This is a genomic window from Streptomyces sp. NPDC059169 (assembly GCF_042755225.1).
Lineage (GTDB): Bacteria > Actinomycetota > Actinomycetes > Streptomycetales > Streptomycetaceae > Streptomyces.
The window spans coordinates 123,778-150,293 of the sequence record NZ_JBHZCF010000001.1 but is presented as its reverse complement, the minus strand read 5'-3'; the positions used below and the strand labels follow the sequence as shown (position 1 = coordinate 150,293).

Genomic DNA, 26,516 nt, shown 5'->3' with positions numbered 1-26,516 from the left:
TGGACGTTGGTGGCGGAGCTCCCGGCGCTACACCTCGAACGTGGCCGAGAGGGCGTCGGCCAGTCCGGGCACGAGGTCCGCTCCGGTGAGCACCTCGCTGGGGGAGTCCTTCTCACGCAGCCGCAGCGCGGACTCGCGGGCACCGTCACGCAGGACCGCCACCGTCATCCGGACCTCCTGGCGGTCCGGATGGGCCGCGACCCACTTCGCCAGGCCGGCCTCGTCCAGTCCGTCGGGGACGGCCGCCTCGGCCGACGGCGGCAGCATCAGCCGCTCGACCGTCAGCGCGCAGCCCGCTACCGCATCGGGCCAGGCGATGGTGGCCAGGAACTCGTCGAGGGCGGAGTCGGCGGGGATCTCGTCCTGTTCGACGGGAGTGAGCGGCGCGGAGTCGTCACCGTCGTCGAGCCCGAGCTGTGCCGCCAGCCCGGGCTCCTGGGTGCGCAGCTGGGCGGTGTCGACGAGGGCGAAGAGTCGGGCGGGCTGGTCCCAGCCGAGGCCGGACGCGTACTCGTCGATCTCGAGCACCGCTCGTGTGAGCGGGCTCGCGGCCATCGGGGGGCCGCTGGGGGAAACGTTGGACATGGCCAATATCCTGCCTCCTCCGGCCCCGGAGTCGGGAACTAGGTAAAGCTTCAGTAAGTTGCATGAGTGGGCTCTACGATCGCGTGGGCCTACCGCACACGCACGAGACGCTTGCATGATGCTTACACGACCGCGAACTTCGAGGGGCGCACGTTGGCTTTCCAGATGCCGGACCGCGGCGGAGGCCCGACCGGGCCACGGATCAGAGTTGGCCGGCCGTCCCGGCGTGCCCGGACCCTGCTGTTGACACTGGGCGTGTTGGCCGTGCTGGCCATGGCGTTCGTCATGTTCGCCGGGTTCTGGACCGACTGGCTGTGGTACCGGTCGGTGAAGTACTCGTCGGTGTTCACCACCACGCTGTGGACCAAGATCGGACTCTTCCTGGTCTTCGGTCTGCTGATGGCCGCCGCAGTCGGGGTGAACATCTGGCTGGCGCACCGGTTGCGTCCGCCGCTGAGCGCGATGTCGGTCGAGCAGCAGAGCCTCGACCGGTACCGGATGGGCATCGCCCCGTACAAGAAGTGGGTGCTCCTCGGGATCACCGCGCTCGTCGGTCTCATCGCGGGGGCGTCGGCCTCTTCCCAGTGGCGCACGTGGCTGATGTGGACCAACGGCGTGCCGTTCGGGCAGAAGGACCCGCAGTTCCACATGGACGTGGCCTTCTACGCGTTCGACCTGCCCTGGTACCGCTTCCTGCTCGGCTTCGGGTTCGCCGCCGCCGTTCTGTCGCTGATCGCCGCCGCGCTCACCCACTACCTCTACGGCGGGCTGCGCATCACCAGCCCGGGCGGGCGGGCGACCGCCGCCGCCACGGGCCACCTCTCGGTGCTGCTCGGCATCTTCGTCGCGCTGAAGGCCGTGGCCTACTGGCTGGACCGGTACGGCCTCGCCGTCAAGTCCAGCGACTTCAAGGCCACCGGTAACTGGACGGGCCTCCGGTTCGTCGACGCCAACGCGTACCTCCCGGCCAAGACGATCCTCTTCTGCATCGCTGTCATCTGCGCCGTGCTGTTCTTCGCGACGCTGTGGCGCCGGACCTGGCAGCTGCCGATGATCGGCTTCGGCCTGATGGTGTTGTCGGCGATCCTGATCGGCGGCCTCTACCCGGCGATCGTGCAGAAGTTCCAGGTCCAGCCCAACGAGCAGGCCAAGGAAGCGCCGTACATCCAGAAGAACATCGAGGCGACGCGCAAGGCGTACGGCATCGACGCGGCGAAGGCCGAGGACTACTCGGGCCGGGGCGACCCGAAGCGCAAGGCGCAGCAGCGTGAGGAGTCGGCGTCGGCCGCCAGCTACCGCCTGGTCGACTCCAACGTGGTCTCGCCCGCCTTCCAGCAGCTCCAGCAGGAGCGCAAGTACTACCAGTTCCCGGCCACGCTGGACGTCGACCGGTACACCGGACCCGACGGGAAGCCGCAGGACACGGTGATCGGTCTGCGCGAGCTCAACATCAAGGGCATCCCCAAGCGCAACTGGATCAACGACCACTTCACGTACACGCACGGCTACGGTGCGATCGCGGCCAAGGGGACGAACACCGTCACCGACCCCGACAAGGGAACGGTCGGCGCGCCCGACTTCACCGAGTCCGGACTGCCGACGACGGGCCAGCTCGGCAAGTACGAGCAGCGGATCTACTACGGCGAGAAGACTGAGCAGTACTCGATCGTGGGCGGCCCGCAGAAGGAGCTCGACTACGAGAAGAACGGCGAGGAGACGACCAGCTACCAGGGCAAGAGCGGGGTCGACCTCTCCGGTGCGTTCAACCGCGCCGCCTACGCGGTGGCGTTCAGCGAGCCGCAGATCCTCTACTCGGGTGCGATCGGCGACGGTTCGCGGATCCTGTACAACCGCACGCCCAAGGAGCGCGTCGAGGCGGTGGCACCCTGGCTCACCATCGACGGTGACGCGTATCCGGCCGTGGTCGACGGCCGCATCAAGTGGATCGTCGATGCCTACACCACCACGAACGGCTACCCCTACGCGTCCCGGACGACGCTCGGGGACACCACGGCCGACTCGCTGACCGACAGCCAGCGGGCCGTCGTCGCCCAGCAGAACCAGGTCAACTACATCCGCAACTCGGTGAAGGCGACCGTCGACGCGTACGACGGCACGGTCGACCTCTACCAGTGGGACACTCAGGACCCGGTCCTCAAGACGTGGATGAAGGCCTTCCCCGACACGGTGAAGCCGAAGGGCGACATCAAGCCGGCGCTGATGGCGCACCTGCGCTATCCGCAGGACATGTTCAAGGTCCAGCGCGAGCTGCTCACCCGGTACCACGTGACCGACCCCGACCAGTTCTACAGCGGTAGTGACGCCTGGCAGGTGCCGGGTGACCCGACGAACAAGGACGGCAGTGCGGTCCCGCCGTACTACCTGAGCCTCAAGATGCCGGGGGAGAAGGCCCAGAAGTTCTCGCTGACCACGACGTTCACGCCGAACGGGCGCCCCAACCTGGGTGCGTTCATGGCGATCGACGCCGATGCGACCAGCAAGGACTACGGCAAGATAAGGCTGTTGAGGGTCACTTCGACGGTCCAGGGCCCCTCGCAGGTGCAGAGCGAACTCAACAGCGTCCCGGAGGTCGCGACCTTCGTCCGTGACCTGCGGGGCACCGACTCCGAGATCGACTACGGCAACCTGCTCACCGTGCCCCTCGACGGAGGGTTCCTCTACGTCGAGCCCGTGTACGCACGTGGTGGGGCGGCGAACTACCCGCTGCTGAAGAAGGTCGCGGTGTCCTACGGCGGCAAGCCGGTCTTCAAGGACAGTCTCGGCGAGGCGCTGAACGCCGTGTTCGGCGTGGAGGGCACCGAACAGCCACCCACCACCACGCCGCCGACCCAGCCGGGTGACACGACCAAGCCCCCGGTCACGGGCAGCGCGGCTCTGAAGCAGGCGATCGCCGACGCCCAGAAGGCGTACGACGAGGGCCAGGCTGCGCTGCAGAAGAACGACTGGGCGGCCTACGGCAAGGCTCAGGAGGAGCTGCAGGCGGCGCTCGAACGAGCGGCAGCAGCCCAGTCGACGTCGACCGCGCCCGCTACGCCACCCTCCCCGGCACCGTCGCCGAGCGGCTGAGCAGGGCCCGCCGAGCAGGGTCCACCCCGCGTCGTGGTACGGTTGGTCCACAACGACGCGGGGTGGAGCAGCTCGGTAGCTCGCTGGGCTCATAACCCAGAGGTCGCAGGTTCAAATCCTGTCCCCGCTACTGAAGTCGAGGGCCCGGATCCATCAGGATCCGGGCCCTCGGCGCGTGTTATGTGCTGTTCATCCGAAGTAGTGGCCGAACACGGTGAGTTGGGTGCGCCGGGTTGGCCCGGGACGTGTTTGACTTGTCTCTCTGTGGGCATGTCGACAAAACGCCGAAGTGACCTCACTGGCTGCGGTATACCAGGTGTACGCGGGTTGCAGGTGGTGCGACGATGGAATTCATGGGGGACAGGGCAACTCTGTTGGAGACAGGGCGGTTTGTGCAGGAGCGTGCCGGGACCGCAGACCACGCGGTGGGCGTGGTCGATGCGATGGACTCTGACGTGGTGGAGCCGCTCGACTCCCTTGCCCCCGCCGAGTCCCTCGGTGCCGCGGACTCCGAGACCGAGGCCCGGCACCGCCGCGCCGCGGTCGCCGGCGACGTGGCGGCGATGAGCGTCCTCGGGGCCATGCTGCTCCGCCGGGGCGATCTCGACGGCGCCGAGCCCCATCTGAGGGCGGCGACCGCCGAGGGGGACCGGGCGGCGGCGAACAACTTGGGAGTGCTCCTCCACCAGCGCGGCTACGCCGACGAGGCTGCGGGCTGGTGGCGGGTCGCCGCCGTCGCGGGCTCGGCAGCCGCCGCCCACGCGCTGGGCCGGCACTTCCGTGAGCGCGGCGACGAGCCCGCCGCCGAGTACTGGCTGCGTCAGTCCGCGGAGCAGGGCCATGCGCTCGGCGCCTACGCGCTGGCCGACCTTTTGGAGCACCGCAGCGAGCCGGGCGTCGAACGGTGGCTGCGCGCCGCGGCGGAGCAGGGTCACCGCGAGGCGGCCTACCGCCTAGCCCGGGCGCTGGAAGGCGACGGCGCGGCACCGGAGCTCCCCGAGGGCGGCGCGGGCGTGCTGGGCCCGGGAGAGGCAGCCGCCGGCCAGGAGGCCCGGCGCGAGGCGGAGCAGTGGTACCGGCAGGCGGCAGCACGCGGTCACCTGCGCGCGGCGCTGCACCTGGGGAGCATCCTCGAGCGGCGCGGTGAGCTGAAAGAGGCCGGGCGCTGGTACCTGACGGCCGCGAAGGACGGTGAGGCTCGCGCCGCGTGCGCGCTCGGCTTCCTGCTCAGGGACGCCGGGGACGAAGAGAGTGCTGCGGTGTGGTGGCTCCGGGCCGCCCAGGAAGGCGATGGCAACGCTGCCAATGCGCTCGGTGCACTGCACGCCGCGCGCGGTGAGCAGCAGACCGCCGAGCGCTGGTACCGGGCCGCCATGGACGCGGGCGACGTGAACGGTGCGTACAACCTGGGACTGCTCTGTGCCGCCCAGGACCGCACGCCCCAGGCCGAGCAGTGGTACCGGCGGGCCGCCTACGCCGGGCACCGGGAGGCCGCGAACGCACTCGCCGTGCTGCTCCTCCAAGCAGGCGACCCGACCGGTGCCGAGCCCTGGTTCTCCAAGGCGGCCGAGGCGGGCAGCGTCGACGCTGCGTTCAACCTGGGCATCCTCTATGCGGGGCGGGACGACGACCCCACGGCCCTGCGCTGGTACGAGCGCGCAGCCGCGGCCGGGCACACCGAAGCCGCGCTCCAGGTGGGCATGGCGTACCTGCGCGACGGCGCGGAGCAGCAGGCCGAACGCCATCTGCGGTGTGCCGCGGGCGGTGGCAGCGCCGAAGCGGCCTTCCGTCTCGCGACGGTGCTCGATGCGCGCCAGCCCGTATCCGGGCCGGTCGCGCTCGGCGAGCCCGTGAGCGAGAAGAGCGAGTGCGAGGAGTGGTACGAGCGTGCGGCCGAGCAGGGCCACCGGCGTGCCCAGGTGCGCGTCGGCATGCTCGCCGCGGCGCGCGGCGACAACGGGGAGGCCGCCCGCTGGTACCGCGAGGCAGCCGAGGCGGGCAGTCGCAACGGTGCGTTCAACCTCGGGCTCCTGCTCGCCCGCGAGGGCAACGAGCGCGAAGCGGGTCTGTGGTGGGCGCGGGCGGCGAACGCCGGGCACGGGCGTGCCGCGCTCCGGCTCGCGCTGCTCGCCGCGCGCCGGGGCGAGCTTGCCGAAGGAGAGCGCTGGTGTGCCCGCGCGGAAGAGCTCGGTCCCGCGGAGGTCGCGGAGCGGGCCGCGGCGCTGCGTGACGCGCTCCACCAGGAGCTCACTGCCTGATGCATCTCGCGGGGGCGGGCGGACGGTGTCCCGGGCCGGTCGAAACGGGCAGGGGGTGACGTCGGTCGTCGCCGGCTCCTTCCGTTCGAACGGGCGGTGCCCAGCACCCGCGCAGGCGGGGCGGGGAGAGCTCGGTGACCGGTGTCGTCGCCGGAGCGAGGAGCGACCCGCGGCGGGACCCGAGGAGGGCGAGGCGCGGCGTCGACGGCCTGGCGCCCTCCATCCCGGGTGCTCGGGCGGGCCGGGCGCGCTCTCGCCGGTGAAGCCGCCGGCTTCGGTCACGGCGCGTTCCCGCCCTCCCGCCCAGCGCGGCGGGACAGGGTGGGACCGCTGACACCCGGATGCGAGCAAGAGTGCGACGAACGGGTGAACGGTTACTGATTTGCTCTGGTCCCCGGGGTGACGTACTGTTGTGCTCACCGACGCGGGGTGGAGCAGCTCGGTAGCTCGCTGGGCTCATAACCCAGAGGTCGCAGGTTCAAATCCTGTCCCCGCTACTTGAAACCGGAGCCCGGGATCCTCGAGGATCCCGGGCTCCGGTGTTCTCTGCCCGCATGGGCTTGTCGTCCGGGCTCTCGTCACGGGACCGGCCGTGGTTTACGCCCGGGCGCCCGGCTGCCGCCGAGGGGTGTGGCCCGCGGCGGCAGGTCCGCCGCAGCCACTGATTACGCCGTCGTCGGACTACGCCGTCGTCGCGCAGGTGGGGCAGACGCCCCGGTAGGTCACCTCGACGTCGGAGATCGTGAAGCCGTAACGCTCCGCGTCCGGCAGATCCGCCAGTGGGTTCCCCGACGGGTGGACGTCGCGGATCGCGCCGCACCGGGCGCACACCAGGTGCTGGTGCGGTGTGTGTGCATTCGGGTCGTACCGCTTGGCACGGCCGTCCGTGGCGACTTCGAGCACCTCGCCCAACGAGACCAGCTCGCCCAGCGTGTTGTAGACGGTCGCCCGGGAGATCTCGGGGAGCCGTTCGACGGCGCGGGCGTGTACCTCGTCGGCGGTCAGGTGTACGTGGTCGCCGTCGAGGACCTCGGCCACGACGCGACGCTGCGCGGTCATTCGCCAACCGCGTCCGCGCAGCCGTTCCAACAGGTCACTCATAGGACCAGCCTAACAGTCGAGGACGCCCACCTCCGAACGGGTTCGATTTTGGATTTTCCCTCAAGTTAGACAGAATCTATTCTGAGATTAGAACGGGTACTCGACGAGGGACGGGATTCATGGGCATGAAGCAGCAGGCGGACGTGATGCACGGGCCGCTCACCACGGAGGCCGGCGCACCGGTGGCCGACAACCAGAACAGCGAGACCGCGGGTCCCGGTGGCCCCGTCCTGGTGCAGGACCAGTTGCTGCTCGAGAAGCTCGCGCACTTCAACCGCGAGCGCATCCCGGAGCGAGTCGTGCACGCGCGGGGGGCCGGCGCGTACGGCACGTTCACGGTGACGGCGGACGTCACGCCGTACACGCGGGCGGCGTTCCTGTCCGAGGTCGGCAAGCAGACCGAGACGTTCCTGCGCTTCTCCACGGTCGCGGGAAACCTCGGTGCGCCCGACGCGGTCCGTGACCCGCGGGGCTTCGCGCTGAAGTTCTACACCGAGGAGGGTAACTACGACCTCGTCGGCAACAACACCCCGGTGTTCTTCATCAAGGACGCCATCAAGTTCCCCGACTTCATCCACACCCAGAAGCGCGACCCGTACACGGGTAGCCAGGAGGCGGACAACGTCTGGGACTTCTGGGGCCTGTCGCCCGAGTCCACTCACCAGGTGACGTGGCTGTTCGGCGACCGCGGCATCCCCGCCTCGTACCGTCACATGAACGGTTACGGATCCCACACCTTCCAGTGGACCAACGACGCCGGGGACGTCTTCTGGGTCAAGTACCACTTCACGACCGACCAGGGCATCGCGAACCTCACACAGGCGGAGGCCAACAGGCTCGCGGGCGAGGACCCCGACAGTCACCAGCGCGATCTGCGGGAGGCCATCGAGCGCGGTGACTTCCCGAGCTGGACGGTGCAGGTGCAGATCATGCCCGCGGCCGAGGCGGCGACCTACCGCTTCAATCCGTTCGACCTCACCAAGGTGTGGCCGCATGCGGACTACCCGCTGATGGAGATCGGCAAGCTGGAGCTCAACCGCAATCCGGAGAACGTCTTCGCGGAGGTCGAGCAGTCCGTCTTCAGCCCCGCCCACTTCGTGCCGGGTATCGGCCCGTCGCCGGACAAGATGCTCCAGGGGCGCCTCTTCGCCTACGGGGACGCGCACCGCTACCGCGTTGGCGCCAACGCCGACCACCTGCCGGTGAACCGCCCGCGCGCCACCGAAGCCCGCACCCACGCCCGGGACGGCCTGCTGTACGACGGTCGCCACGGGGGTGCCAAGAACTACGAGCCGAACAGCTTCGGCGGTCCCTTCCAGACGGACCGCCCCCTGTGGCGGTCGACGCCCGTGTCCGGTGGCACGGGCCACCACGTGGCTCCGTCCCACTCCGAGGACGACGACTTCGTGCAGGCGGGTGACCTCTACCGCCTGATGTCCGAGGATGAGAAGGGGCGGCTGGTCGAGAACCTGGCCGGCTTCCTCGCCAAGGTCTCCCGCGACGACATCGTCGAACGGGCGGTCGGCAACTTCCGTCGCGCGGACGGAGACCTCGGGAAGCGACTGGAGGCCGCGGTCCAGGCCCTTCGCGGCTGACAGCAGGACGGTCGCTTCGCCGATGGGGAGGGGGCCGGACGCCCGCCATGGGACCAACAGGGTCCCTGCCGGGGGTCCGGCCCCCTCCGTGCGGCCGGGAGGGGGCCGGACCGCATGGGTGTGGTCGCTACCCGGTCAGCGTGGCCGCTGATGCGCGGTACCGCGCAGGTGCCCAGCAGCGGATGATGTCGCGTACCGAGACGATGCCGACGGGCCCGTCGGAGTCGAGCACGATCAGATGGCGGAAGCCGCCGTGGGCCATGGCCTCCCCGGCCTCCTCCAGGGTCCAGGAGGGTGCGGCGAAGACGACGTCGGTGGTGGTGTGGGCTCCGGCGGTTTCGTGATCGGGGTCCAGGCCCGCGCCGATCGCATTCAGGATGTCGCGCTCGGTGAGGATGCCGAGCCCGCAGGTGTCGGGGTCGAGGACGACGGCCGCCCCGACGCGGCGCCCGGCCATCAGTCGGGCGGCCTGCCGGAGGGTGTGTGTGGGGCCGATGGTGAGGATCACCGTGTTCATGGCGTCACGGACGAGCATGGACCGAGCCACCTCCTTGATGAACCCTTCAACGAGAAGGGATTCACAAGTTCACAAACGGGGGGACTTTCAGAGTCGCAGTGTTTCGCGGAGTCAACAAGGGGGAGCGTGTGGTCCGCAGGGGGCGCCCGAGGCGTTACGGCTCAGTAGCGCTGGTTCAGGTAGCCCAGCAGTTCCTCGTGCAGGAGTCCGTTCGACGCCGCCGCGTTGCTGCCGTGCGGGCCGGGAGTGCCGTCGAGGGCGGTGAAGGTGCCGCCCGACTCCTGCACGATGATCGCGTTCGCAGCCATGTCCCACAGCGACAGCTCCGGCTCCGCACACATGTCCACCGACCCCTCGGCGACCATCATGTACGGCCAGAAGTCCCCGTACGCGCGCGTGCGCCAGACCTGCCGGCTGAGGTCGAGGAAGCCGTCCAAGCGCCCCTGCTCCTCCCAGCCGCTGAGCGACGAGTACGCGAACGAGGCGTCGGAGAGCTCCACGACCTTCGACACGTGCATGCGGGTGGCGGCCGAAAGACTGCGCCCCGTGTAGGCGCCCGTTCCCTTCGCGGCCCACCAGCGTCGACCGAGAGCGGGTGCGGACACCACTCCGACGACCGGCTGGTAGCCGCCTTCGCCGGCCTCCATCAAGGAGATCAGCGTCGCCCATACAGGGACGCCGCGGACGTAGTTCTTCGTCCCGTCGATCGGGTCGATCACCCAGCGCCGCGGGCCCGTGCCCTCGATGCCGAACTCCTCGCCCAGGATCGCGTCGCGCGGTCTGGCCCGCTGGAGCTGGGAGCGGACCAACTCCTCCGCCGCCTTGTCGGCCTCGCTCACCGGGGTCATGTCCGGCTTGGTCTCCACCTTGAGGTCGAGGGCCCGGAACCGGTCCATCGTCGCGGCGTCCGCAGCGTCCGCGAGAACATGGGCGAGGCGCAGATCATCGTGGTAGTCGGCCATGACCGGCACTCTATCGCCGTGCTCCCGGGCCTCGGAGGGGCCGCCCTCCGAGGCGGGAAACCGCCTGACGGCCCGCAGGCGGCCTTGACGCGCAGCGGCCGTCCGTCAACTCTGGGCGCAGTGCCGCCGGGGTCGGGAGGCCATGATGCCCACAGCGCGAGAAGCACTGCTGACCGCCGCTCACGCCGCCCTGTGCGGCCTCCCCTGGTCCGGGATCCGGATGGTCGACGTCGCCTCGTCCGCCGGAGTCTCGCGGCAGACCCTGTACAACGAGTTCGGCAGCAAGGACGGTCTGGCGAGAGCGCTCGTGCGGCGAGAGGTCGACTCCTATCTCCGCGGGGTTGACCGTGTGCTGGCCGATCGCACGGGCAGGGCGGAGCGCCTGGTGTCCCTGGCGGAGTGGACCGTCGGCGAGGCGCACGCCAGGCCCCTGCTGCGTGCACTGCTCACCGGATGCTGGGGCGAGTGGCTGCCGGTTCCGCGGCCGGCACGTGGCGCCGTGCGCGCGGGGGCGCCGGCCCAGCGTCGCGCGGACGCAGGGCACCCGGCCCCCGCCGAGTTGGCGTCCGCCGTGCGGGACCGGTCGCTGGCCGCGCTGGAGCACGGTGGTCACGGCCGTGCCGGAGAGGAGGGCCCGGAGCTCGCCGTGGTCTGTGAGCTGGTCGTACGGCTCGCTCTGTCCTGTCTCGTCGCCCCCGCGGCCGACGGGGTGGGGCCGCTGGTCCGCGCGGTCGTCAGTGCGAGGAACCCGAGAGTTGCAGGCCGATGACGCCGGCGATCACCAGTGAGATTGAAACGATCTTCAGGACCGAGGCCATCTCGTCGAGGAAGATCATCCCGTAGATGGCGGTGCCCGAAGCGCCGATGCCCGTCCAGACGGCGTACGCCGGACCGACGTCGAGCTTCTTCAGGGCGAGCGTCAGCAGTCCGAAACTGCTGATGGCGAAGATGGCGAACGCGATGGTCGGCCAGAGCCGGGTGAATCCGTGGGACAGCTTCAGGCAGACCGCGAAGCCCGTTTCCAGGAGTCCGGCGACCACCACGAGCAGCCACGCCATCGTCAGTGCCTCCCGCGTTGGTGACCGCTTCGCCTCACTCGGTGCGATTATGCACTTACCAGTCGTCGCCACCCGCAAACGTGCGCGAAGGATCGCCTGCGCGTGGCGGTGGGGGAGCCGCCCGTCGACACCGGTTCCGCCGCCACCCGCACCGACCCTCCGCCGCGAGCGCCCGCCACGGCGCGCGGACGGGACTTGGACCGCGCGGCCCGGGTCGGGACCGGCTCAGTCGCCCTCGCGCCGCTCCCGCGCGGCCAGCAGGCGGCGAAGCGAGTACAGGCGCGCGGGGTCGGCATGCCCCTGGGCCACCCACTCGTCCAGTCCGCAGTCCGGTTCGTCGTGCGAACAGGCCCGCGGGCAGGCCTCGGTCCCCGGTTCCAGGTCCGGGAAGGCGTGGATCACCCGCGAGGGGTCCACGTGGTGCAGCCCGAACGACCGCACGCCCGGGGTGTCGATCACCCAGCCGCCGGCACCTGCGAGCGGCAGGGCCAGCGCGGAGGTCGTGGTGTGCCGCCCGCGTCCGGTCACCGCGTTGACACGGCCCGTCGTCCGGCGCCGGTCCTCCGGCACGAGCGCGTTCACCAGGGTCGTCTTGCCGACGCCCGAGTGGCCGACGAAGGCGGTGATCCTGCCGCCGATGTGCTCGTGCACCCGGTCTGCCGCATCGCCGCCGTACAGCTCCTCGCGGGACGTCACGACGTACGGGATGTCCAACGCGCCGTACAGCTCCAGCAGCTTCTCCGGCGGAGCGAGGTCCGACTTGGTCAGCACCAGCAGCGGTTCCAGACCACCGTCGTACGCCGCGACCAGGCACCGGTCGATCAGACGGGGGCGCGGCTCGGGGTCGGCGAGCGCCGTCACGATCGCGAGCTGGTCGGCGTTGGCCACGACGACCCGCTCGTACGGGTCGTCGTCGTCGGCGGTCCGCCGGAGGACGGAGGCGCGTGCCTCGATACGGACGATGCGGGCGAGGGTGTCCTTTGCGCCGGACAGGTCGCCGACGAGCCCGACCCGGTCGCCGACGACCGCTGCCTTGCGGCCCAGTTCCCGTGCCTTCATCGCCATGACCGTCCGGTCGTCGACGAGGCAGGTGAGGCGCCCTCGGTCCACGGTCAGGACCATGCCCTCCGCTGCGTCCTCGTGCTTCGGGCGGATGTTCGTACGGGGCCGGTTGCCCTTCCGGTTGGGCCGGACCCTGACGTCGTCCTCGTCGGTGTGCTTGCCGTAACGGCGCATGTGCTGCCGTCCCCGCTCAGTTGCCCGCGAGCATGTCGGTCCACATCCTCGGGAAGTCGGGAAGGGTCTTGGCCGTCGTCGCCACGTTCTCGATCTCCACGCCGGGGACCGCGAGACCGATGATCGAGCCCGCGGTGGCCATCCGGTGGTCGTCGTAGGTGTGGAACACACCGCCGTGCAGCGGGCGGGGCCGGATGTGCAACCCGTCCTCGGTCTCCGTGACGTCGCCGCCGAGTTCGTTGATCTCCTTGGTGAGGGCGGCCAACCGGTCCGTCTCGTGCAGGCGCAGGTGCGCGACCCCGCGCAGCGTCGACGGGGAGTCGGCGAGGGCGGCGACGGCGGCGATGCCCGGCGTCAGCTCGCCTACCTCGCCGAGGTCGACGTCGATGCCGTGGATCCTGCCCGTACCGGTGAACGTCAGCCCGGCATCGGTGAGCTCGCAGGATCCACCCATTTCGGTGAAGATCTGGCGCAGCGCATCACCCGGCTGAGTGGTGCGCTCGGGCCAGTCGGGAATGGTTACCCGGCCGCCCGTCACCAGTGCCGCGGCCAGGAACGGTTGGGCGTTGGACAGGTCCGGCTCGATCGTCAGGTCCCGGCCGAGCAGGGCGCCGCTGCGTACCCGCCAGACGTTCGGTTCACCGCCGGTCTCCGGCTCGTCGACCTGTGCTCCCACGGCACGGAGCATGTCCACGGTCATCCGGATATGCGGCATGGACGGTAGCCGGGAGCCCACGTGCCGCACTTCCACCCCCTGGTTGAAGCGGGGTGCCGACAGCAGTAGGGCGGAAACGAACTGCGAGGAGGAAGAGGCGTCGATCTCGACCGTGCCGCCGTCCAGCGCCCCGCCGCCGTGCACGGTCATCGGGAGTGCCCCGCGGCCGTCGTCGTCGATCCTGGCGCCCAGGGAGCGCAGCGCGTCGATCACCCCACCCAGCGGTCGTTCGTAGGACCGGGGGTCGCCGTCGAAGCGGATGGGCCCGTCGGCGAGGGTGGCGACCGGAGGCAGGAAGCGCATCACCGTACCGGCGTTGCCGACGTCGACCGTGGCGGGCCCGTGCAGTCCTGCGGGGATGATGCGCCATGCTTCGCCGCTGTCCGCACCGCCGGCAGAGGTCGAGCTGGAGGAGACGGTCTCCTCGATGCCGACGCCCAGGGCCCGGAGGGCTTCGGCCATCAGGAGCGTGTCGCGGGAGCGCAGCGGCCGACGCAGCCAGCCCGGCTCGGCGGCAAGCGACGCCAGAACCAGCGCCCGGTTGGTGACCGATTTCGATCCGGGCACGGTGACCGTCGCATTGACGGGTCCGCTCGAGAGAGGGGCGGGCCAAAGGGCGGGGTGCACGGAGCTCTCGGTCATGGCCCTCACTTTAGTGGGCCCGGGGAACCACAGCCGTTCCCGGACCGGTCCCCACCACGCCGCTGATCGGTCACAGACCGAGCAGCCAGCGACCGCCACCGATCAGTGAGCAGATCGAGACGGCGTGGAACAGGAAGAGCCACAGGGCGGGCGGGACGTGCGTCAGCCGACCCAGCTGGTCGGCGTCCGAGTCGGGTGCCCCTCCGTGGCGCCGCTTCGCCTGCAGCTCGAAGGCCGGCCGAACGCCGCCGAGCAGCAGGAACCACACCGCGGTGTAGGCGAAGGCGGCTTGCACGGTCGATGTGGTCAACCAGGACACCAGCAGGAAGGCGGCCCCGGTGAGGATCACGGTGAGCGCACCGTACGCGTTACGGATCATCACCAGCATCGCGATCAACAGTCCCGTGGCGAGCCACAGCAACAGCGTGATGTGGTGCGCTGCGAGCAGCCACGCGCCCCCGAGGCCGAGCAGCGGCGGCGCCGTGTAGCCGGCGGCCGCCGTGAGGATCATGCCGATGCCGGTCGGCTTGCCCCGGCTGACGGTCAGGCCGCTGGTGTCGGAATGGAGGCGGATGCCGTCGAGCCGGCGTCCGGTCGCCAGGGCGATCAGTCCGTGGCCGCCCTCGTGGGCGATGGTGATCGCATTGCGGGACAGCCGCCACAAGGCGTGCGGGACGATCGCGACGAGGGCGAGGGCGGCCGTGCCTATGACGAGCCAGCGCTCGGGTGCGGGTTGGGTGCCGAAGAGTTCGGTGATGGCCATTTCCGGGGTGGCTCCTCAGGATGCTCGGGGTCGTGGCAGTGTGGCACTCATGTGCGGACGGTATGCAGCGAGTCGCAGGCCCGAGGACCTCACGGGACTCTTCCGGATCGAGAAGTGGGAACCGGAGGAGACCCTGGCCCCCGACTGGAACGTGGCCCCGACCAAAGAGGTGTACGCGGTACTCGAGCGCCCTTTGAAGGACGCGGACGACTGCCGTCCGGTTCGCCAGCTGCGCCGGCTCAAGTGGGGACTCGTCCCGTCCTTCGCCAAGAACCCCGAGGGCGCCGCCCGGATGATCAATGCCCGCGCGGAGACCGTCCACGAGAAGCCCTCGTTCCGCAGGCCGTTCCTGGCCAGGCGCTGCATCCTGCCCGCCGACGGCTACTACGAGTGGGTCACCGGGGTCGAGGAGCGCGAGCTGGAGGTCCAGGGCAGGAAGAAGCGCCCGCGTAAGCAGCCGTACTTCGTCACCCCGGCCGACGGTTCGGTGTTCGCGATGGCGGGGCTGTACGAGTTCTGGCGCGACCGCACGCTCCCCGACGACCATCCGCAGTCCTGGTGGGTGACCTGCTCGGTGATCACGACGGAGGCCGAGGCCGGCCCGCTGGCCGTCGCTCCGGCCGACGGGCCGCGCTCGCTGTCGGACATCCACCCGCGGATGCCGCTGATGCTCACCGAGGACCGCTGGGACGCCTGGCTCGACCCCGCCCGCACCGACGTCGACGACCTGCGCGCCCTGCTGGCCCCACCGCCGCAGGGGCTGATGCGCGCCTATCCCGTCGCCACCGCCGTCTCGAACGTCCGCAACAACGGACCGGAGCTGCTGGAGGAGCTGGCGGCACCCGAGGTGGGCACGCTGTTCTGAGTTCTGACGCTTCGTACGCGTTTGACGTGGCCGACGCGCCCCCGGGGGCCGGGCCGGTGGACGGAGCGGGGCCCGAGGGCTGCCGGGCCACGGACGGCGCCGCCACCCTCCGCGTCCTGGGATTTCGCGGCCGCAGGATGTGAGACTGCTCACCGTGACGCAGAGCGAGATCGTCGAGACGCCCGCGGGTGACGCCCGCATCACCTGGCACCCTGCCCCCACTGGCCGGGCCCGGATCGTCCTGGCCGTCAGCCACGGCGCGGGCGGCGGCATCGAGGCCCGCGACCTGCAGGCGCTCGCCTCCGCGCTGCCGGGCGCCGGCGTGAGCGTGGCCCTGGTGGAGCAGCCCTGGCGGGTGGCGGGCAAGAAGGTGGCACCGGCGCCCACGACCCTGGACACCGGCTGGCGTGGCCTCTGGCCGGCCCTCCAGGAACCAGGGCTGCCGATCGTCGCGGGCGGGCGTAGTGCTGGTGCCCGCGTGGCCTGTCGCACAGCACGCGAACTGGGCGCACGCGCCGTGCTGGCCCTCAGTTTCCCCCTGCACCCGCCGGGACGGCCGGAGAAGTCCCGGGCCGAGGAACTGCTCGGCGCCGGGGTACCGGTCCTGGTCGTCCAAGGGGGGAACGACCCGTTCGGGAAGCCGGAGGAGTTCCCCGCGGGCCCGTACGACCTGATCGAGGTGGATTCCGCGGACCACGGCCTCGCCGTGCCCAAGAAGGCGGCCCGGACCCAGGAGGAGGCGCTGGACGCGGTCGTCACCGGCGTGCGGAAGTGGATCGCCCCCCTGGTCTGAAACCGGGCCCGCGGACGGTCCGGACCCGAGCCGGGGCGCGCGGCGGTCGTAGCGGGGGGCGCCGGGAATGCGGAGCGTGCGACCGCTGTTGTGCCCCACGTCGGTACAGGAGCAGTCGAGAGGGAGTCCTTCGCATGGGTTCGACCATCTGCCCGAACCGGTCGCAGGCCGCTGACCTGGACTGGACGATGCTGCCCGCACCCAAGGCAGCTCCCATTCGGGCGGCGGGCGGAGCGGTTGGTCGTCTATCCTCCGATTCGAGCGGGTCCGGCCTCGGGTTCGCCACGGCGTTGGAGGAGGTGGGTCCGGTCACTGGGACCGACGACGGCCGCACGGAAGAGTCGGCCGCCGAGCGCAACGCACGATTCGAGCGGGACGCCCTCGGCTACCTCGACCAGATGTACTCGGCCGCCCTGCGTATGACGCGGAATCCGGCTGACGCGGAGGATCTCGTCCAGGAGACGTACGCGAAGGCCTACGGGTCCTTCCACCAGTTCCGTGAGGGCACGAACCTCAAGGCCTGGCTGTACCGCATCCTCACGAACACCTTCATCAACTCGTACCGCAAGAAGCAGCGCGAGCCGCAGCGCAGCGCCGCCGAGGAGATCGAGGACTGGCAGCTCGCGCGCGCGGAGTCGCACATGTCGACGGGGCTGCGCTCCGCGGAGTCCCAGGCGCTCGACCACCTGCCCGACTCCGACGTCAAGGAAGCGCTGCAGGCGATCCCCGAGGAGTTCCGCATCGCCGTCTACCTCGCGGACGTCGAGGGCTTTGCGTACAAGGAGATCGCGGACATCATGGGGACACCCATCGGTACGGTGATGTCCCGACTGCACCGTGGCCGCCGCCAGCTGCGCGGCATGCTCGAGGACTACGCCCGTGATCGCGGGCTCGTTCCCGCGGGCGCCGGGGAGTCGACGAACGATCGGAAAGGCTCGGGCTCATGAGCTGCGGAGAGCCGCACGAGACTGATTGCGCAGAGGTACTCGACCACCTGTACGAGTTCCTCGACCGCGAGATGCCCGACAGCGACTGCACCAAGTTCGAGGTGCACTTCGAGGAGTGCTCCCCGTGCCTGGAGAAGTACGGCCTGGAACAGGCGGTGAAGAAGCTCGTCAAGCGTTGTTGCGGGCACGATGACGTGCCGGTGGACCTGCGGGCCAAGGTCATGGGGCGCATCGAGCTGATCCGGGCCGGCGAGGCCGTGCCCGACCACGATGTGACGGCTGCCCCGGAGGCGCCGAGCGCCGCGGAGTAGAGCCGTCCGCGCACGTCACTGAAGGGGGCGCACCGAGTCGGTGCGCCCCCTTCAGCACGACCGGACGGACCGGGAATCCCCCCTCCCTCCTATCACTCGATGGTGCTAATCGCCCCCTGCTTCCCGCCGTGGCGGCCCGTTCAACTCGCTAGCCTGGCCCTCTATTTGGGGGTGGCCTGGGAGGCTGAGGACGGGTGGCTGGCATGTCCGGAGCAGCGCGCGCGTATGTTGCATGCGCTGTCGCGGGCGCCGGAGCGTGTGCGCTCCCGGCGCTGCGCCCCGCAGCCGGCACGCCGTGGGGAACGGTGGCTCTGCTCGCCGTTCTGTACGTCCTCTGTGAGCTGCCGTCGCGCTGTCCGCTCCTCGGGCGCGTCTCGGGGCGGGTCGTGCCCATCGGTGCCGGATCGTTCTTCCCCGTGCTGCTCGCTGCCGCGTTGCTGCTGCCCCCGGCCGCCGCGGCACTGGTCGCGGTGCCCGGGGCGCTCCTCGCCCGGGTCGAGCAGCGTTCGGGCGGTCTACGGCGTGCGTGGCGGGCGGCGGAACTCGCCCTGGCGGCATCGGCGGCCTCCTCGACGGCCGCGCTGTGCGGCGGTCCGTCCGCCCTGGCCGCCTCCGACTTCCCGTTCGTCATGGTCCCCGGGTCGATGTCGGCCTTGACCTTCTGCCTGGTCATGGGCGCGCTGGACGGCGGGATCCGGGCCACCGCCGAGCGGGTGTCCCTGCGCACCGCGTGGCGCGGGCTGCTGTCGGGCTCCCTGGGGCCGTACGCGGTGCACGGCCTGGCCGGGCTGATGATGGCGGTGCTGTGGGGCAGTCCCTACGGCCCCTGCGCGGCCCTCTTCGTGCTGCTGCCGATGTACGTCTCCTGCTGGGTGTTCGCGCAGTACCACCGCGAACAGGGAGCCCACCGCTCCACCATCCGCGCCCTGGTGCAGGCGGTGGACATCAAGGACGCGTACACACGGGGGCACAGCGAGCGGGTGGGTCGGGCGTCGGCCATGATCGCGCGCGAGCTGGGCATGCCGGACGATCGCCTGGAAATGCTCCGCTTCGCCGGGATCCTGCACGACGTCGGCAAGCTGGGCGTGCCCACCCGCGTGCTGCGCAAGGACGGGCCGCTCACGCCGGAGGAACGGCGGGTGATCGAACTGCACCCGGAGTACGGCCACGAAATGGTCCGGGGGATCGGTTTCCTCGGCGAGGCCCGCTCGGCGATCCTGCACCACCACGAGCGGCTGGACGGCAGTGGGTACCCGTACGGTCTCGCCGGCCGCCAGATCCCCGAATTCGCCCGGGTGGTCGCCGTCGCCGACGCCTTCGACGCGATGACCTCGACCCGCTCGTACAGCAGGGCGCGCCCGGTCAGCACCGCGGTCGAGGAGTTGAAGCGCTGTGCCGGCACCCACTTCGACCCCCGGATGGTCCGGGCGCTCGTCCGCGCCCTCGACCGGCACGGCTGGCAGGCGGACGTCACTGCCGACGAGCCGTCCGCCGCGCCGCCGCCGCCGCGCGAGGCGCCCGCAGCCCCCTCCTCCGGCGCTGCGGCCGCACGGTCGGCGGGAGACGGGCGGGGCGTCGGGTGAGTCGGCGCCCCTGCGTCACCGTTCCCGCCTTCCACGGCGCCGCCGCCGTGCTGGGTGGGGCGGCGCTCGGCTGGACCGGGTGGCACGGTGTCGAGGATCCGGGCATCGCACTCGCCTTCGGGGTGCTCATCGCGGTGGGGGAGTTCGCGCGCTGGGGCTCCGTGCGCGACCGGGAAGTGCGCCCGGCCGGACCGGGAGGGCCACCGCCCGCGCTCGAAGGGCCACCCGGCCGGGAGCCCTCGCCGCTCGGAGCCGCGGCGGCGCTCGGGTACGCGCTCCTCGGTGGGAGCGCCGGGCGGCCTACGACCCACGGGGTCCTGCAAGTCGTCGCGGTGGTCCTGGCGGGAGTGCTCGCCGGGTCGGTACCGAACATCGCCCGCGGCTGCGGTCGTGTGCTCGACCACGTGGTGCGTCGGGTGCTGACCGTCGCGTTCGCCGCGGTGTGCTTCCAACCCCTCTACGCCACCGGTGTGTTGACCGGCCTGGTGGGGAAGGGGCCGTACTACGCCCTGTACCTGCTGCTCCTGCTGCTGCTCACGGCGCTCTGTGACGCCGTGCTCGCCGCACTGATGCTCCGGGCCCGCACCGGATATCCCTTCGGCCCGCTGCTGCGCGACGAACTGCGGGCGCTTGCCGGCATCCGTTCCGCGGTGTGCGCGACCGGTGCCGTCATGTCCCTCGGCGTGGCCGTCGCCGGGCTGTGGGCAGTGCCCCTGTTCTCGGTACCGCTGCTGCTCACGCAGTTGTCGTTCCGGCGGTACGAGGCGGTGCGCACCACGTACCGGCAGACCATCGCCTCCCTCTCCCGTGCGACCGAGATAGCGGGCTACACGCCCAGGGGGCACGCACGCAGGGTCGCGTCGCTGAGCACGGCCGTCGGGCGGGAGCTGGGGCTGTCGGGACCCGAGCTGACCGTTCTGGAGTACGCGGCGCTGATGCACGACATCGGGCAGCTCTCCCTCGTGGACCCCGTTCCGGAGGGTGCCACCGCTTTGCTGTCGGTCGCGGAGCAGCGGCGGATCGCCTCGCTCGGTGGTGCCGTCATCCGGCAGACGGGTGTTCCCGCGGCCGTCGCCGTGGTGGTGGAGTGCCAGGCCGACCCGTACCGGGACCAGCCCCTGCCGGCGCGGATCGTCCGTACCGTCAACGCGTACGACGATCTCACCGGTGACAGTGCGGGGGATGCGCTGACGGCGCTGGAACGTCTCCGCCTCGGCACCGCCCACGACTACCAACCGGAGGTCGTGGAGTCCCTGGCCCGCGTCCTGGCCCGTGGAGAGCACGGTCCACCTGCCCCCGGCCGGGCGTGACGACCGGGGAAGGGCCGTGCGGCGGGCGCCTTAGGGCGTCACGGCAATGGGTAACCCATGGGTAATGAGCGAGCGTCCGACCGGGCATGGTTGGATGCGAAAGAAGGACCACTGAGAGACACGCGTACACAGGCACGTCAGACACGTGTCCGGGGGCAATGACCCGAGCGACCGGCAGGCGGGAATCGTGAGGATCTTCGGGAAGGTACGGCATCGGCCGTCCGCCTCTTGGCGGCAGGCCACGGACCGCGCGTTCACGCTGATCGGGGACGGCCGGTACGAGGACGCGGGCGCGTTGTTGACGCGCGCGGCGGACTTGGAGCCCTGGCTCTCCGAGTCCTGGTTCAACCTGGCCCTGCTGCACAAGTTCCGGCACGACTGGGAGCAGGCGCGCGCCGCGGGCCTGCGGGCCGTCGCGCTGCTGGACAAGGAGACCGGCGCCCCCGACTGGTGGAACGTCGGCATCGCGGCCACGGCCCTCCAGGACTGGCCGCTGGCCCGCCGCGCCTGGCAGGCCTACGGGCTGAAGGTGCCCGGTGGCCCCTCCTGGGCCGGTGCGGGCGGCCCCGCGGCGGCCGCCGCCGAGCCCGTGGGCATGGAGCTCGGCAGCGCTGCCGTACGGCTGTCGCCCGAGGGCGAGGCCGAGGTGGTGTGGGGCCGCCGGCTCGACCCGGCCCGGATAGAAGTGCTGTCCATCCCGCTGCCCTCGTCCGGCCGCCGCTGGGGCGAGGTCGTCCTGCACGACGGGGTGCCGCACGGCGAGCGCACGACCGCTGCAGGCCACAGCTTCCCCGTCTTCGACGAGATCGAGCTCTGGGCGCCCTCGCCCGTCCCCACCTGGGTGGTGCTGCTGGAAGCCGCCACCGAGGACGACCGGGACGCGCTGGAACAACTCGCGGCGGACGCGGGGTTCGCCGCCGAGGACTGGTCCTCGTCGGTGCGGCTGCTGTGCCGTGCCTGCAGTGAGAGCCGCATGCCGAGCGCCGAGGGCGACGGCGAGCACCTCGACCCGCACGACCACAGTGAACCCGGTCACCCCGGCCCGCTGGGCCACCGCACGCCCGGTGAGCTCTGGGTGCCGGAACGCGAATGCGGTATCGCGGCTCCCTCCGCCCTGGTGCGCGGGTTGCTGGACGGCTGGGTCGCGGACAGCCCGGACAGCCGTGAATGGCGGGATCTCGAAGAGGTCTGCTGACGCCGCCCCGTAGGCTGTACGGAACAGCAGACGGGTCACCGAGGAAGGCTTACGGCGGACAATGGCGCAGCAGGAGACGGACCAGCACCAGGACCAGCAGGTCAACGATGGTTTCGTCGTGGACACCGAGGACTGTGAGGAGCGCGAGCGGTCCTACCGCGAGCGCGGTACGTCCCGACCCATCACCGTCGTCGGCAACCCGGTGCTCCACCAGGAGTGCAAGGACGTCACAGAGTTCGACGACAAGCTCGCGGCGCTGATCGACGACATGTTCGCCAGCCAGCGGACCGCGGAGGGCGTGGGCCTGGCCGCCAACCAGATCGGCGTGGACCTGAAGGTCTTCGTCTACGACTGCCCCGATGACGAGGGCGTGCGCCACGTCGGTGTGGTGTGCAACCCGGTGCTGCAGGAGCTGCCGCCCGAGCGCCGGGTCCTCGACGACTCCAACGAGGGCTGCCTGTCGGTCCCGACGGCGTACGCCTCCCTCGCCCGCCCCGACTACGCGGAGGTGCACGGCCAGGACGCCGAGGGCAAGCCGATCAAGGTGCGGGGCACCGGCTACTTCGCGCGCTGCCTGCAGCACGAGACGGACCACCTGTACGGGAGGCTGTACATCGACCGGCTGTCCAAGCGGGAGCGCAAGGACGCGCTGCGGCAGATGGCCGAGGGCACGCCGCGCTACCAGGTCGTCCCCAACGACTGAGCCGACAGGACGCCCGTCGCCGCGCACCTGGGTTCCAGGTACGCGGCGACGCGTTCGTGCCGGGCGTCCATCTGGGGCTTCCGTACGACGCGTTCACACGATCCGTCGTGCGACGGGTCCGGTGCGGCGGTCCTCACGGCCGGAGCCGGCCGTGAGGACCGGCCGTCAGAAGTCCTCGTCCAGGTCGACCGAGCCTTCGACGGCGACCTGGTAGGCGGACGGGCGGCGCTCGAAGAAGTTCGTCAGCTCCTGGACGCCCTGGAGCTCCATGAACGAGAACGGGTTCTGGGAGCCGTACACCGGGGCGAAGCCCAGCCGGGTGAGCCGCTGGTCGGCGACGCACTCCAGGTACTCCCGCATCGACTCCGTGTTCATGCCGGGCAGGCCGTCGCCGCACAGGTCGCGGGCGAACTGCAGCTCCGCCGCCACGGCTTCCTTCAGCATGTCGGTGACCTGCTGCTCCAGCAGGTCGTCGAAGAGGTCGGGCTCTTCCTTGCGGACCGTGTCCACGACCTCGAACGCGAAGTTCATGTGCATCGTCTCGTCACGGAACACCCAGTTGGTGCCCGTGGCCAGCCCGTGCAGCAGACCGCGCGAACGGAACCAGTAGACGTACGCGAAGGCGCCGTAGAAGAACAGCCCCTCGATGCAGGCCGCGAAGCAGATCAGGTTCAGCAGGAAGCGTCGGCGGTCGGCCTTGGTCTCCAGCCGCTCGACCTTCTCGACTCCCCCTTCCCCGTCGAGGGCGGCCATCCACTTGAAGCAGAACTCCGCCTTCTCACGGATCGACGGGATGTTCTCCACCGCGGCGAACGCGGCGGCACGGTCGTCCGGATCGGGCAGGTAGGTGTCCAGCAGGGTCAGATAGAACTGGACGTGCACGGCTTCCTCGAAGAGCTGCCGCGACAGGTACAGCCGCGCCTCCGGGGAGTTGATGTGCTTGTACAGCGTCAGCACCAGGTTGTTCGCGACGATCGAGTCGCCGGTCGCGAAGAACGCGACCAGGCGGCCGATCATGTGCTGCTCACCGGGGGACAGTTTGTCGAGGTCGGCGACGTCCGAGTGGAGGTCGACCTCTTCGACGGTCCAGGTGTTCTTGATGGCGTCCCGGTAGCGGTCGTAGAAGTCCGGGTAGCGCATCGGGCGCAGGGTCAGTTCGAAGCCGGGGTCGAGCAGGTTCTTGTCGGTGGTCATAGCAGTCGGCGCACGAGCGCCGTCCTCCGGGTGGTGATGGTCGGGTGGCGGGCGGGAACTACTGGCAGGCTTCGCAGGACTCGGGGTTCTCGAGGGAGCAGGCGATCGCTTCGGCGTCCGGGGCGGCTTGCTGGACGGGAATCGGGGTGGCGGCCGTGCCGGACGCCGCTCGTGCGATCCGTGTCGCCGGCCGGGAACGCAGGTAGTACGTCGTCTTCAGGCCCTGCTTCCAGGCGTACGCGTACATCGAGCTGAGCTTGCCGATGGTCGGCGTCTCCATGAAGAGGTTCAGCGACTGCGACTGGTCGAGGAAGGGGGTGCGTGCGGCGGCCATGTCGATCAGGCCACGCTGCGGGATCTCCCACGCCGTGCGGTACAGCTCCCGTACGTCGGCGGGGATCCAGTTCAGGCCCTGCACGGATCCGCCCGAGTCGCGCAACGCCTCCCGGGTCTGCGCGTCCCACACGCCGAGCTTCTTCAGGTCGTCGACGAGGTAGGAGTTGACCTGCAGGAACTCACCGGAGAGGGTCTCGCGCTTGAACAGGTTGGAGACCTGGGGCTCGATGCACTCGTAGACGCCGGCGATCGAGGCGATCGTCGCCGTCGGGGCGATGGCGAGGAGGAGGGAGTTGCGCATGCCGGTCGCGGCGATCCGCTCGCGCAGCGCGGCCCAGCGCTCCGGCCAGCTCAGCTCGGCGTCGTAGTGGTCCGGGTGCAGTACGCCGCGGGCTGCCCGGGTCGCGGACCAGGCGGGCAGCGGGCCGTGGCGTTCCGCCAGGTCGCAGGACGCCTCGTACGCCGCCAGCATGATCCGCTCGGCGATCCGCGTCGAAAGCGCTGTGGCCTCGGCCGAGTCGAACGGCAAGCGCAGTCTGAAGAAGACGTCCTGGAGGCCCATGGCGCCCAGCCCCACCGGGCGCCACTTGGCGTTGGAACGCTTGGCCTGCTCGGTCGGGTAGAAGTTGATGTCGACCACGCGGTCGAGGAAGGTCACGGCGGTGCGGACGGTCTCGTCCAGCCGCTCCCAGTCGATCCGCGCGCCGTCTGCGCCCTCCTCGACGAACGCGCCCAGGTTGACCGAACCGAGGTTGCAGACGGCGGTCTCGCCGTCGTTGGTGACCTCGATGATCTCCGTGCACAGGTTGGACGAATGGACCACGGTGCCCGGTTCTGCGGTCTGGTTCGCGGTGCGGTTGGAGGCGTCCTTGAACGTCATCCAGCCGTTGCCCGTCTGCGCGAGCGTCCGCATCATCCGGCCGTAGAGGTCACGTGCCGGGATCGTCTTGCGGGCGAGCCCGGCGGCCTCGGCCTTGCGGTACGCGGCGTCGAACGCGTCGCCCCACAGGTCGACCAGCTCGGGCACGTCCGCCGGGGAGAACAGCGACCAGTCGCCGTCCTCCTGGACCCGGCGCATGAACTCGTCGGGGATCCAGTGCGCGAGGTTGAGGTTGTGCGTGCGGCGCGCCTCCTCGCCCGTGTTGTCGCGCAGCTCCAGGAACTCCTCGATGTCCGCGTGCCAGGTCTCCAGGTAGACGCAGGCCGCCCCCTTGCGGCGACCGCCCTGGTTGACGGCGGCGACCGACGAGTCCAGCGTGCGCAGGAACGGGACGATGCCGTTGGAATGGCCGTTGGTGCCGCGGATCAGCGAACCGCGGGAGCGGATGCGGGAGTACGACAGGCCGATGCCGCCCGCGTGCTTCGACAGCCGCGCGACCTGGTGGTAGCGGTCGTAGATGGAGTCCAGCTCGTCCTGTGGGGAGTCCAGCAGGTAGCAGGACGACATCTGGGGGTGGCGGGTGCCGGAGTTGAACAGGGTGGGGGAGGACGGCAGGTAGTCCAGCCTGCTCATCAGCCCGTACAGCGCCGCGACTTCGTCGAGGGCCCGGACCGAGTCGTCCTCAGCCAGGCCGCAGGCGACGCGCAGCATGAACTGCTGCGGGGTCTCGATGACCTTGCGGGTGATCGGGTGCCGCAGCAGGTAGCGGCTGTAGAGGGTGCGCAGGCCGAAGTAGCCGAACCGGTCGTCGGCGGAGGCGTCGACGAGCAGGTCGAGGTGCTCGGCGTGCATCTGCACGAACGTGGCGGTGCGGTCCGCGATCAGGCCCTCGCGGTGGCCGACGCCTACCGAGGCGGAGAAGCCCGTCGCGCCCTGGGAGGCGGCCTCCTCCGCGATGGTGAGGGTGAGCAGTCGCGCTGCGAGCCGGGAGTACGCCGGGTCCTCGGAGATCAGGCCGGCAGCCGCCTCGGTGGCCAGCACGCGCAGTTCGGCCTCGTCCGAGCCCGCCTGACGGCCCCGCAGCGCAGCGGCGGCGACGCGGCCCGGGTCGCTGTCGGGGAGGTCGGCGGTGAGGTCGGTCAGGGTCCGCAGCAGGGCGGTGCCTGGCCCGTCGTTGAGCTGCGCTGAAGCAGGATCGGGCGGCGCGATGGTCACGGAGGTGCTCTCCCTCGCTCGGCGGTGGGCCAGCGGGGGCATGGCGGCACGGGCACGTGCCTCATCGGCTGGTGCGCCGCGTCCACCGGCCTTTTCCGCGAGGCCCGGACGTCGTCGGCACCCGGGCCGGACGGTCCGGGTGCGCCGTCGGCAGGTCGTCGGACTCACCAGGTACGCAAAGGCATGCCTAATACACCGTTGCGGGACAGTTCCGGATTTCCACCGGATTCCCCTGCGGCGACAGCGAGGACGAGCATACATGTGGGGTGCGCCCGATGGAGAACCCCCCACATGTTGTGTCGTGGTGGGTGGTTGAGGTTCCAGGGAGGGATCTGATCGAACTGCTGGTCGATGACGGGGCGGTGCCCTCGGTGCACCCCTGCGGCCCTTCCACCGGCCGTCGGCCGGTGCCGCTCGCGGCGCCTGGCGCTGAGGGGACGTCATGACGGAAGCCCGCCTTCCGTGTACCCCGGGGCGCGCAGACGCACCGAGCCCCCATCGCCCCCGGCTTCCGTGCTCATGCGTCGCCGCCGGCGGGGCGCCTGGCGGTGGTGTCCCTGGCGTCCAGTCCCGCGGGGGAATGACGGCGGGGGAATGACGGCGGGGCCGGGGGGGGGACCAAAAAGGAGAAAGGACCAGGAAAAATCAGATTAGCGGGGTGTCAC

At 70.7% G+C, this 26,516-nt stretch carries 22 protein-coding genes, 2 tRNA genes and 1 riboswitch; of the genes, 14 read left to right on the top strand and 10 right to left on the bottom strand.

All coding sequences use genetic code 11. The features are described 5' to 3' along the window. Positions 1-27: 27 nt before the first annotated feature. Positions 28-585, bottom strand: coding sequence for a PPA1309 family protein (locus ACFXOM_RS00645; protein ID WP_384931820.1), 558 nt, complete (start codon positions 583-585; stop codon positions 28-30). 165 nt (positions 586-750) lie between these two features. Between ACFXOM_RS00645 and ACFXOM_RS00640 the strand changes: the two genes are divergently transcribed. From ACFXOM_RS00640 to ACFXOM_RS00625, 4 genes are all read left to right on the top strand, one after another. Continuing rightward, positions 751-3,672, top strand: a complete 2,922-nt coding sequence (locus ACFXOM_RS00640) for a UPF0182 family protein (RefSeq protein ID WP_385036867.1) — start codon at positions 751-753, stop codon at positions 3,670-3,672. Positions 3,673-3,728: 56 nt separating this feature from the next. Continuing rightward, a tRNA-Met gene (locus tag ACFXOM_RS00635) sits at positions 3,729-3,802 on the top strand. Between the two features lie 214 nt (positions 3,803-4,016). Then, a complete protein-coding gene (locus ACFXOM_RS00630) occupies positions 4,017-5,930 on the top strand; it encodes a sel1 repeat family protein (protein WP_384931818.1) in 1,914 nt (637 codons plus the stop codon). 423 nt (positions 5,931-6,353) lie between these two features. Continuing rightward, positions 6,354-6,427, top strand: a tRNA-Met gene (locus tag ACFXOM_RS00625). A 184-nt stretch (positions 6,428-6,611) separates the two neighbouring features. Here ACFXOM_RS00625 and ACFXOM_RS00620 read toward each other — a convergent pair. After that, positions 6,612-7,031, bottom strand: a complete 420-nt coding sequence (locus tag ACFXOM_RS00620; protein WP_384931815.1) for a Fur family transcriptional regulator — start codon at positions 7,029-7,031, stop codon at positions 6,612-6,614. A gap of 125 nt (positions 7,032-7,156) precedes the next feature. Here ACFXOM_RS00620 and ACFXOM_RS00615 point away from each other — a divergent pair, with 125 nt between their 5' ends. Further along, a complete protein-coding gene (locus ACFXOM_RS00615; protein ID WP_384932090.1) occupies positions 7,157-8,626 on the top strand; it encodes a catalase in 1,470 nt (489 codons plus the stop codon). A 127-nt stretch (positions 8,627-8,753) separates the two neighbouring features. Here the strand turns inward: ACFXOM_RS00615 and ACFXOM_RS00610 are convergent, their stop codons facing one another. Further along, complete coding sequence (locus ACFXOM_RS00610; protein WP_384931812.1) at positions 8,754-9,161, bottom strand: cyclic nucleotide-binding/CBS domain-containing protein; 408 nt, start codon at positions 9,159-9,161, stop codon at positions 8,754-8,756. Positions 9,162-9,304: 143 nt separating this feature from the next. Continuing rightward, positions 9,305-10,105 carry a histidinol-phosphatase gene (gene hisN, locus ACFXOM_RS00605; RefSeq protein WP_384931809.1) on the bottom strand — a complete coding sequence of 267 codons (801 nt, stop codon included), beginning with the start codon at positions 10,103-10,105 and terminating at the stop codon, positions 9,305-9,307. Between the two features lie 145 nt (positions 10,106-10,250). On the opposite strand from hisN, the gene ACFXOM_RS00600 reads away from it, so the two are divergent. Next, positions 10,251-10,874 (top strand): TetR/AcrR family transcriptional regulator, encoded by a 624-nt coding sequence (locus ACFXOM_RS00600; protein WP_384931806.1) that lies wholly within the window; start codon positions 10,251-10,253, stop codon positions 10,872-10,874. Here the strand turns inward: ACFXOM_RS00600 and ACFXOM_RS00595 are convergent. From ACFXOM_RS00595 to ACFXOM_RS00580, 4 genes are all read right to left on the bottom strand, one after another. Continuing rightward, positions 10,840-11,163, bottom strand: a complete 324-nt coding sequence (locus ACFXOM_RS00595; protein ID WP_384931804.1) for a DMT family transporter — start codon at positions 11,161-11,163, stop codon at positions 10,840-10,842. The two genes, ACFXOM_RS00600 and ACFXOM_RS00595, sit on opposite strands and share 35 nt — an antisense overlap. A 225-nt stretch (positions 11,164-11,388) precedes the next feature. Beyond that, a complete protein-coding gene (rsgA, locus tag ACFXOM_RS00590; RefSeq protein ID WP_384931802.1) occupies positions 11,389-12,399 on the bottom strand; it encodes a ribosome small subunit-dependent GTPase A in 1,011 nt (336 codons plus the stop codon). Positions 12,400-12,415: 16 nt separating this feature from the next. Continuing rightward, positions 12,416-13,756 carry a 3-phosphoshikimate 1-carboxyvinyltransferase gene (gene aroA / locus ACFXOM_RS00585; protein ID WP_384931799.1) on the bottom strand — a complete coding sequence of 447 codons (1,341 nt, stop codon included), beginning with the start codon at positions 13,754-13,756 and terminating at the stop codon, positions 12,416-12,418. 70 nt (positions 13,757-13,826) lie between these two features. Continuing rightward, positions 13,827-14,519: a M50 family metallopeptidase gene (locus ACFXOM_RS00580; protein WP_384931797.1), complete on the bottom strand. Its 693-nt coding sequence runs from the start codon at positions 14,517-14,519 to the stop codon at positions 13,827-13,829. Positions 14,520-14,568: 49 nt separating this feature from the next. Here ACFXOM_RS00580 and ACFXOM_RS00575 point away from each other — a divergent pair, with 49 nt between their 5' ends. The 8 genes from ACFXOM_RS00575 (at position 14,569) to def (ending at position 22,226) form a co-directional block, all read left to right on the top strand. Further along, positions 14,569-15,384 (top strand): SOS response-associated peptidase, encoded by an 816-nt coding sequence (locus ACFXOM_RS00575; protein ID WP_385036662.1) that lies wholly within the window; start codon positions 14,569-14,571, stop codon positions 15,382-15,384. 154 nt (positions 15,385-15,538) lie between these two features. Continuing rightward, complete coding sequence (locus tag ACFXOM_RS00570; RefSeq protein ID WP_384931792.1) at positions 15,539-16,177, top strand: alpha/beta family hydrolase; 639 nt, start codon at positions 15,539-15,541, stop codon at positions 16,175-16,177. Positions 16,178-16,476: 299 nt separating this feature from the next. Beyond that, entirely contained in the window at positions 16,477-17,124 is a 648-nt protein-coding gene (locus ACFXOM_RS00565; protein WP_384932087.1) for a sigma-70 family RNA polymerase sigma factor, read from the top strand. Continuing rightward, positions 17,121-17,435 carry a mycothiol system anti-sigma-R factor gene (gene rsrA / locus ACFXOM_RS00560; RefSeq protein WP_384931789.1) on the top strand — a complete coding sequence of 105 codons (315 nt, stop codon included), beginning with the start codon at positions 17,121-17,123 and terminating at the stop codon, positions 17,433-17,435. The genes ACFXOM_RS00565 and rsrA overlap by 4 nt, the downstream gene beginning before the upstream one ends. Before the next feature lie 194 nt (positions 17,436-17,629). Beyond that, positions 17,630-19,018 (top strand): HD-GYP domain-containing protein, encoded by a 1,389-nt coding sequence (locus ACFXOM_RS00555; protein WP_384931786.1) that lies wholly within the window; start codon positions 17,630-17,632, stop codon positions 19,016-19,018. Further along, positions 19,015-20,328, top strand: coding sequence for an HD-GYP domain-containing protein (locus tag ACFXOM_RS00550; RefSeq protein WP_384931783.1), 1,314 nt, complete (start codon positions 19,015-19,017; stop codon positions 20,326-20,328). Before ACFXOM_RS00555 ends, ACFXOM_RS00550 begins: the two co-directional genes overlap by 4 nt. A 187-nt stretch (positions 20,329-20,515) precedes the next feature. Then, the gene (locus ACFXOM_RS00545) at positions 20,516-21,523 is read left to right on the top strand and encodes a tetratricopeptide repeat protein (protein ID WP_384931781.1); all 1,008 of its coding nucleotides are present in this window, start codon (positions 20,516-20,518) and stop codon (positions 21,521-21,523) included. Positions 21,524-21,584: 61 nt separating this feature from the next. Further along, positions 21,585-22,226, top strand: coding sequence for a peptide deformylase (gene def / locus ACFXOM_RS00540; protein WP_384931778.1), 642 nt, complete (start codon positions 21,585-21,587; stop codon positions 22,224-22,226). 165 nt (positions 22,227-22,391) lie between these two features. On the opposite strand, the gene ACFXOM_RS00535 is transcribed toward def, so the two are convergent. After that, positions 22,392-23,420 carry a ribonucleotide-diphosphate reductase subunit beta gene (locus tag ACFXOM_RS00535; RefSeq protein ID WP_384931775.1) on the bottom strand — a complete coding sequence of 343 codons (1,029 nt, stop codon included), beginning with the start codon at positions 23,418-23,420 and terminating at the stop codon, positions 22,392-22,394. Positions 23,421-23,478: 58 nt separating this feature from the next. Next, positions 23,479-25,851: a ribonucleoside-diphosphate reductase subunit alpha gene (locus ACFXOM_RS00530; protein WP_385036660.1), complete on the bottom strand. Its 2,373-nt coding sequence runs from the start codon at positions 25,849-25,851 to the stop codon at positions 23,479-23,481. A gap of 153 nt (positions 25,852-26,004) precedes the next feature. Further along, positions 26,005-26,083: riboswitch (cobalamin riboswitch) on the bottom strand. Between the last annotated feature and the right edge of the window lie 433 nt (positions 26,084-26,516).

Excerpts from the sequence above, each read along its gene's own strand:
- ACFXOM_RS00645 (WP_384931820.1), bottom strand. The coding sequence starts at position 585 with ATGTCCAACGTTTCCCCCAGCGGCCCCCCGATGGCCGCGAGCCCGCTC.
- ACFXOM_RS00640 (WP_385036867.1), top strand. The coding sequence starts at position 751 with ATGCCGGACCGCGGCGGAGGCCCGACCGGGCCACGGATCAGAGTTGGC.
- ACFXOM_RS00630 (WP_384931818.1), top strand. The coding sequence starts at position 4,017 with ATGGAATTCATGGGGGACAGGGCAACTCTGTTGGAGACAGGGCGGTTT.
- ACFXOM_RS00620 (WP_384931815.1), bottom strand. The coding sequence starts at position 7,031 with ATGAGTGACCTGTTGGAACGGCTGCGCGGACGCGGTTGGCGAATGACC.
- ACFXOM_RS00615 (WP_384932090.1), top strand. The coding sequence starts at position 7,157 with ATGAAGCAGCAGGCGGACGTGATGCACGGGCCGCTCACCACGGAGGCC.
- ACFXOM_RS00610 (WP_384931812.1), bottom strand. The coding sequence starts at position 9,161 with ATGCTCGTCCGTGACGCCATGAACACGGTGATCCTCACCATCGGCCCC.
- hisN (WP_384931809.1), bottom strand. The coding sequence starts at position 10,105 with ATGGCCGACTACCACGATGATCTGCGCCTCGCCCATGTTCTCGCGGAC.
- ACFXOM_RS00600 (WP_384931806.1), top strand. The coding sequence starts at position 10,251 with ATGCCCACAGCGCGAGAAGCACTGCTGACCGCCGCTCACGCCGCCCTG.
- ACFXOM_RS00595 (WP_384931804.1), bottom strand. The coding sequence starts at position 11,163 with ATGGCGTGGCTGCTCGTGGTGGTCGCCGGACTCCTGGAAACGGGCTTC.
- rsgA (WP_384931802.1), bottom strand. The coding sequence starts at position 12,399 with ATGCGCCGTTACGGCAAGCACACCGACGAGGACGACGTCAGGGTCCGG.
- aroA (WP_384931799.1), bottom strand. The coding sequence starts at position 13,756 with ATGACCGAGAGCTCCGTGCACCCCGCCCTTTGGCCCGCCCCTCTCTCG.
- ACFXOM_RS00580 (WP_384931797.1), bottom strand. The coding sequence starts at position 14,519 with ATGGCCATCACCGAACTCTTCGGCACCCAACCCGCACCCGAGCGCTGG.
- ACFXOM_RS00575 (WP_385036662.1), top strand. The coding sequence starts at position 14,569 with ATGTGCGGACGGTATGCAGCGAGTCGCAGGCCCGAGGACCTCACGGGA.
- rsrA (WP_384931789.1), top strand. The coding sequence starts at position 17,121 with ATGAGCTGCGGAGAGCCGCACGAGACTGATTGCGCAGAGGTACTCGAC.
- def (WP_384931778.1), top strand. The coding sequence starts at position 21,585 with ATGGCGCAGCAGGAGACGGACCAGCACCAGGACCAGCAGGTCAACGAT.
- ACFXOM_RS00535 (WP_384931775.1), bottom strand. The coding sequence starts at position 23,420 with ATGACCACCGACAAGAACCTGCTCGACCCCGGCTTCGAACTGACCCTG.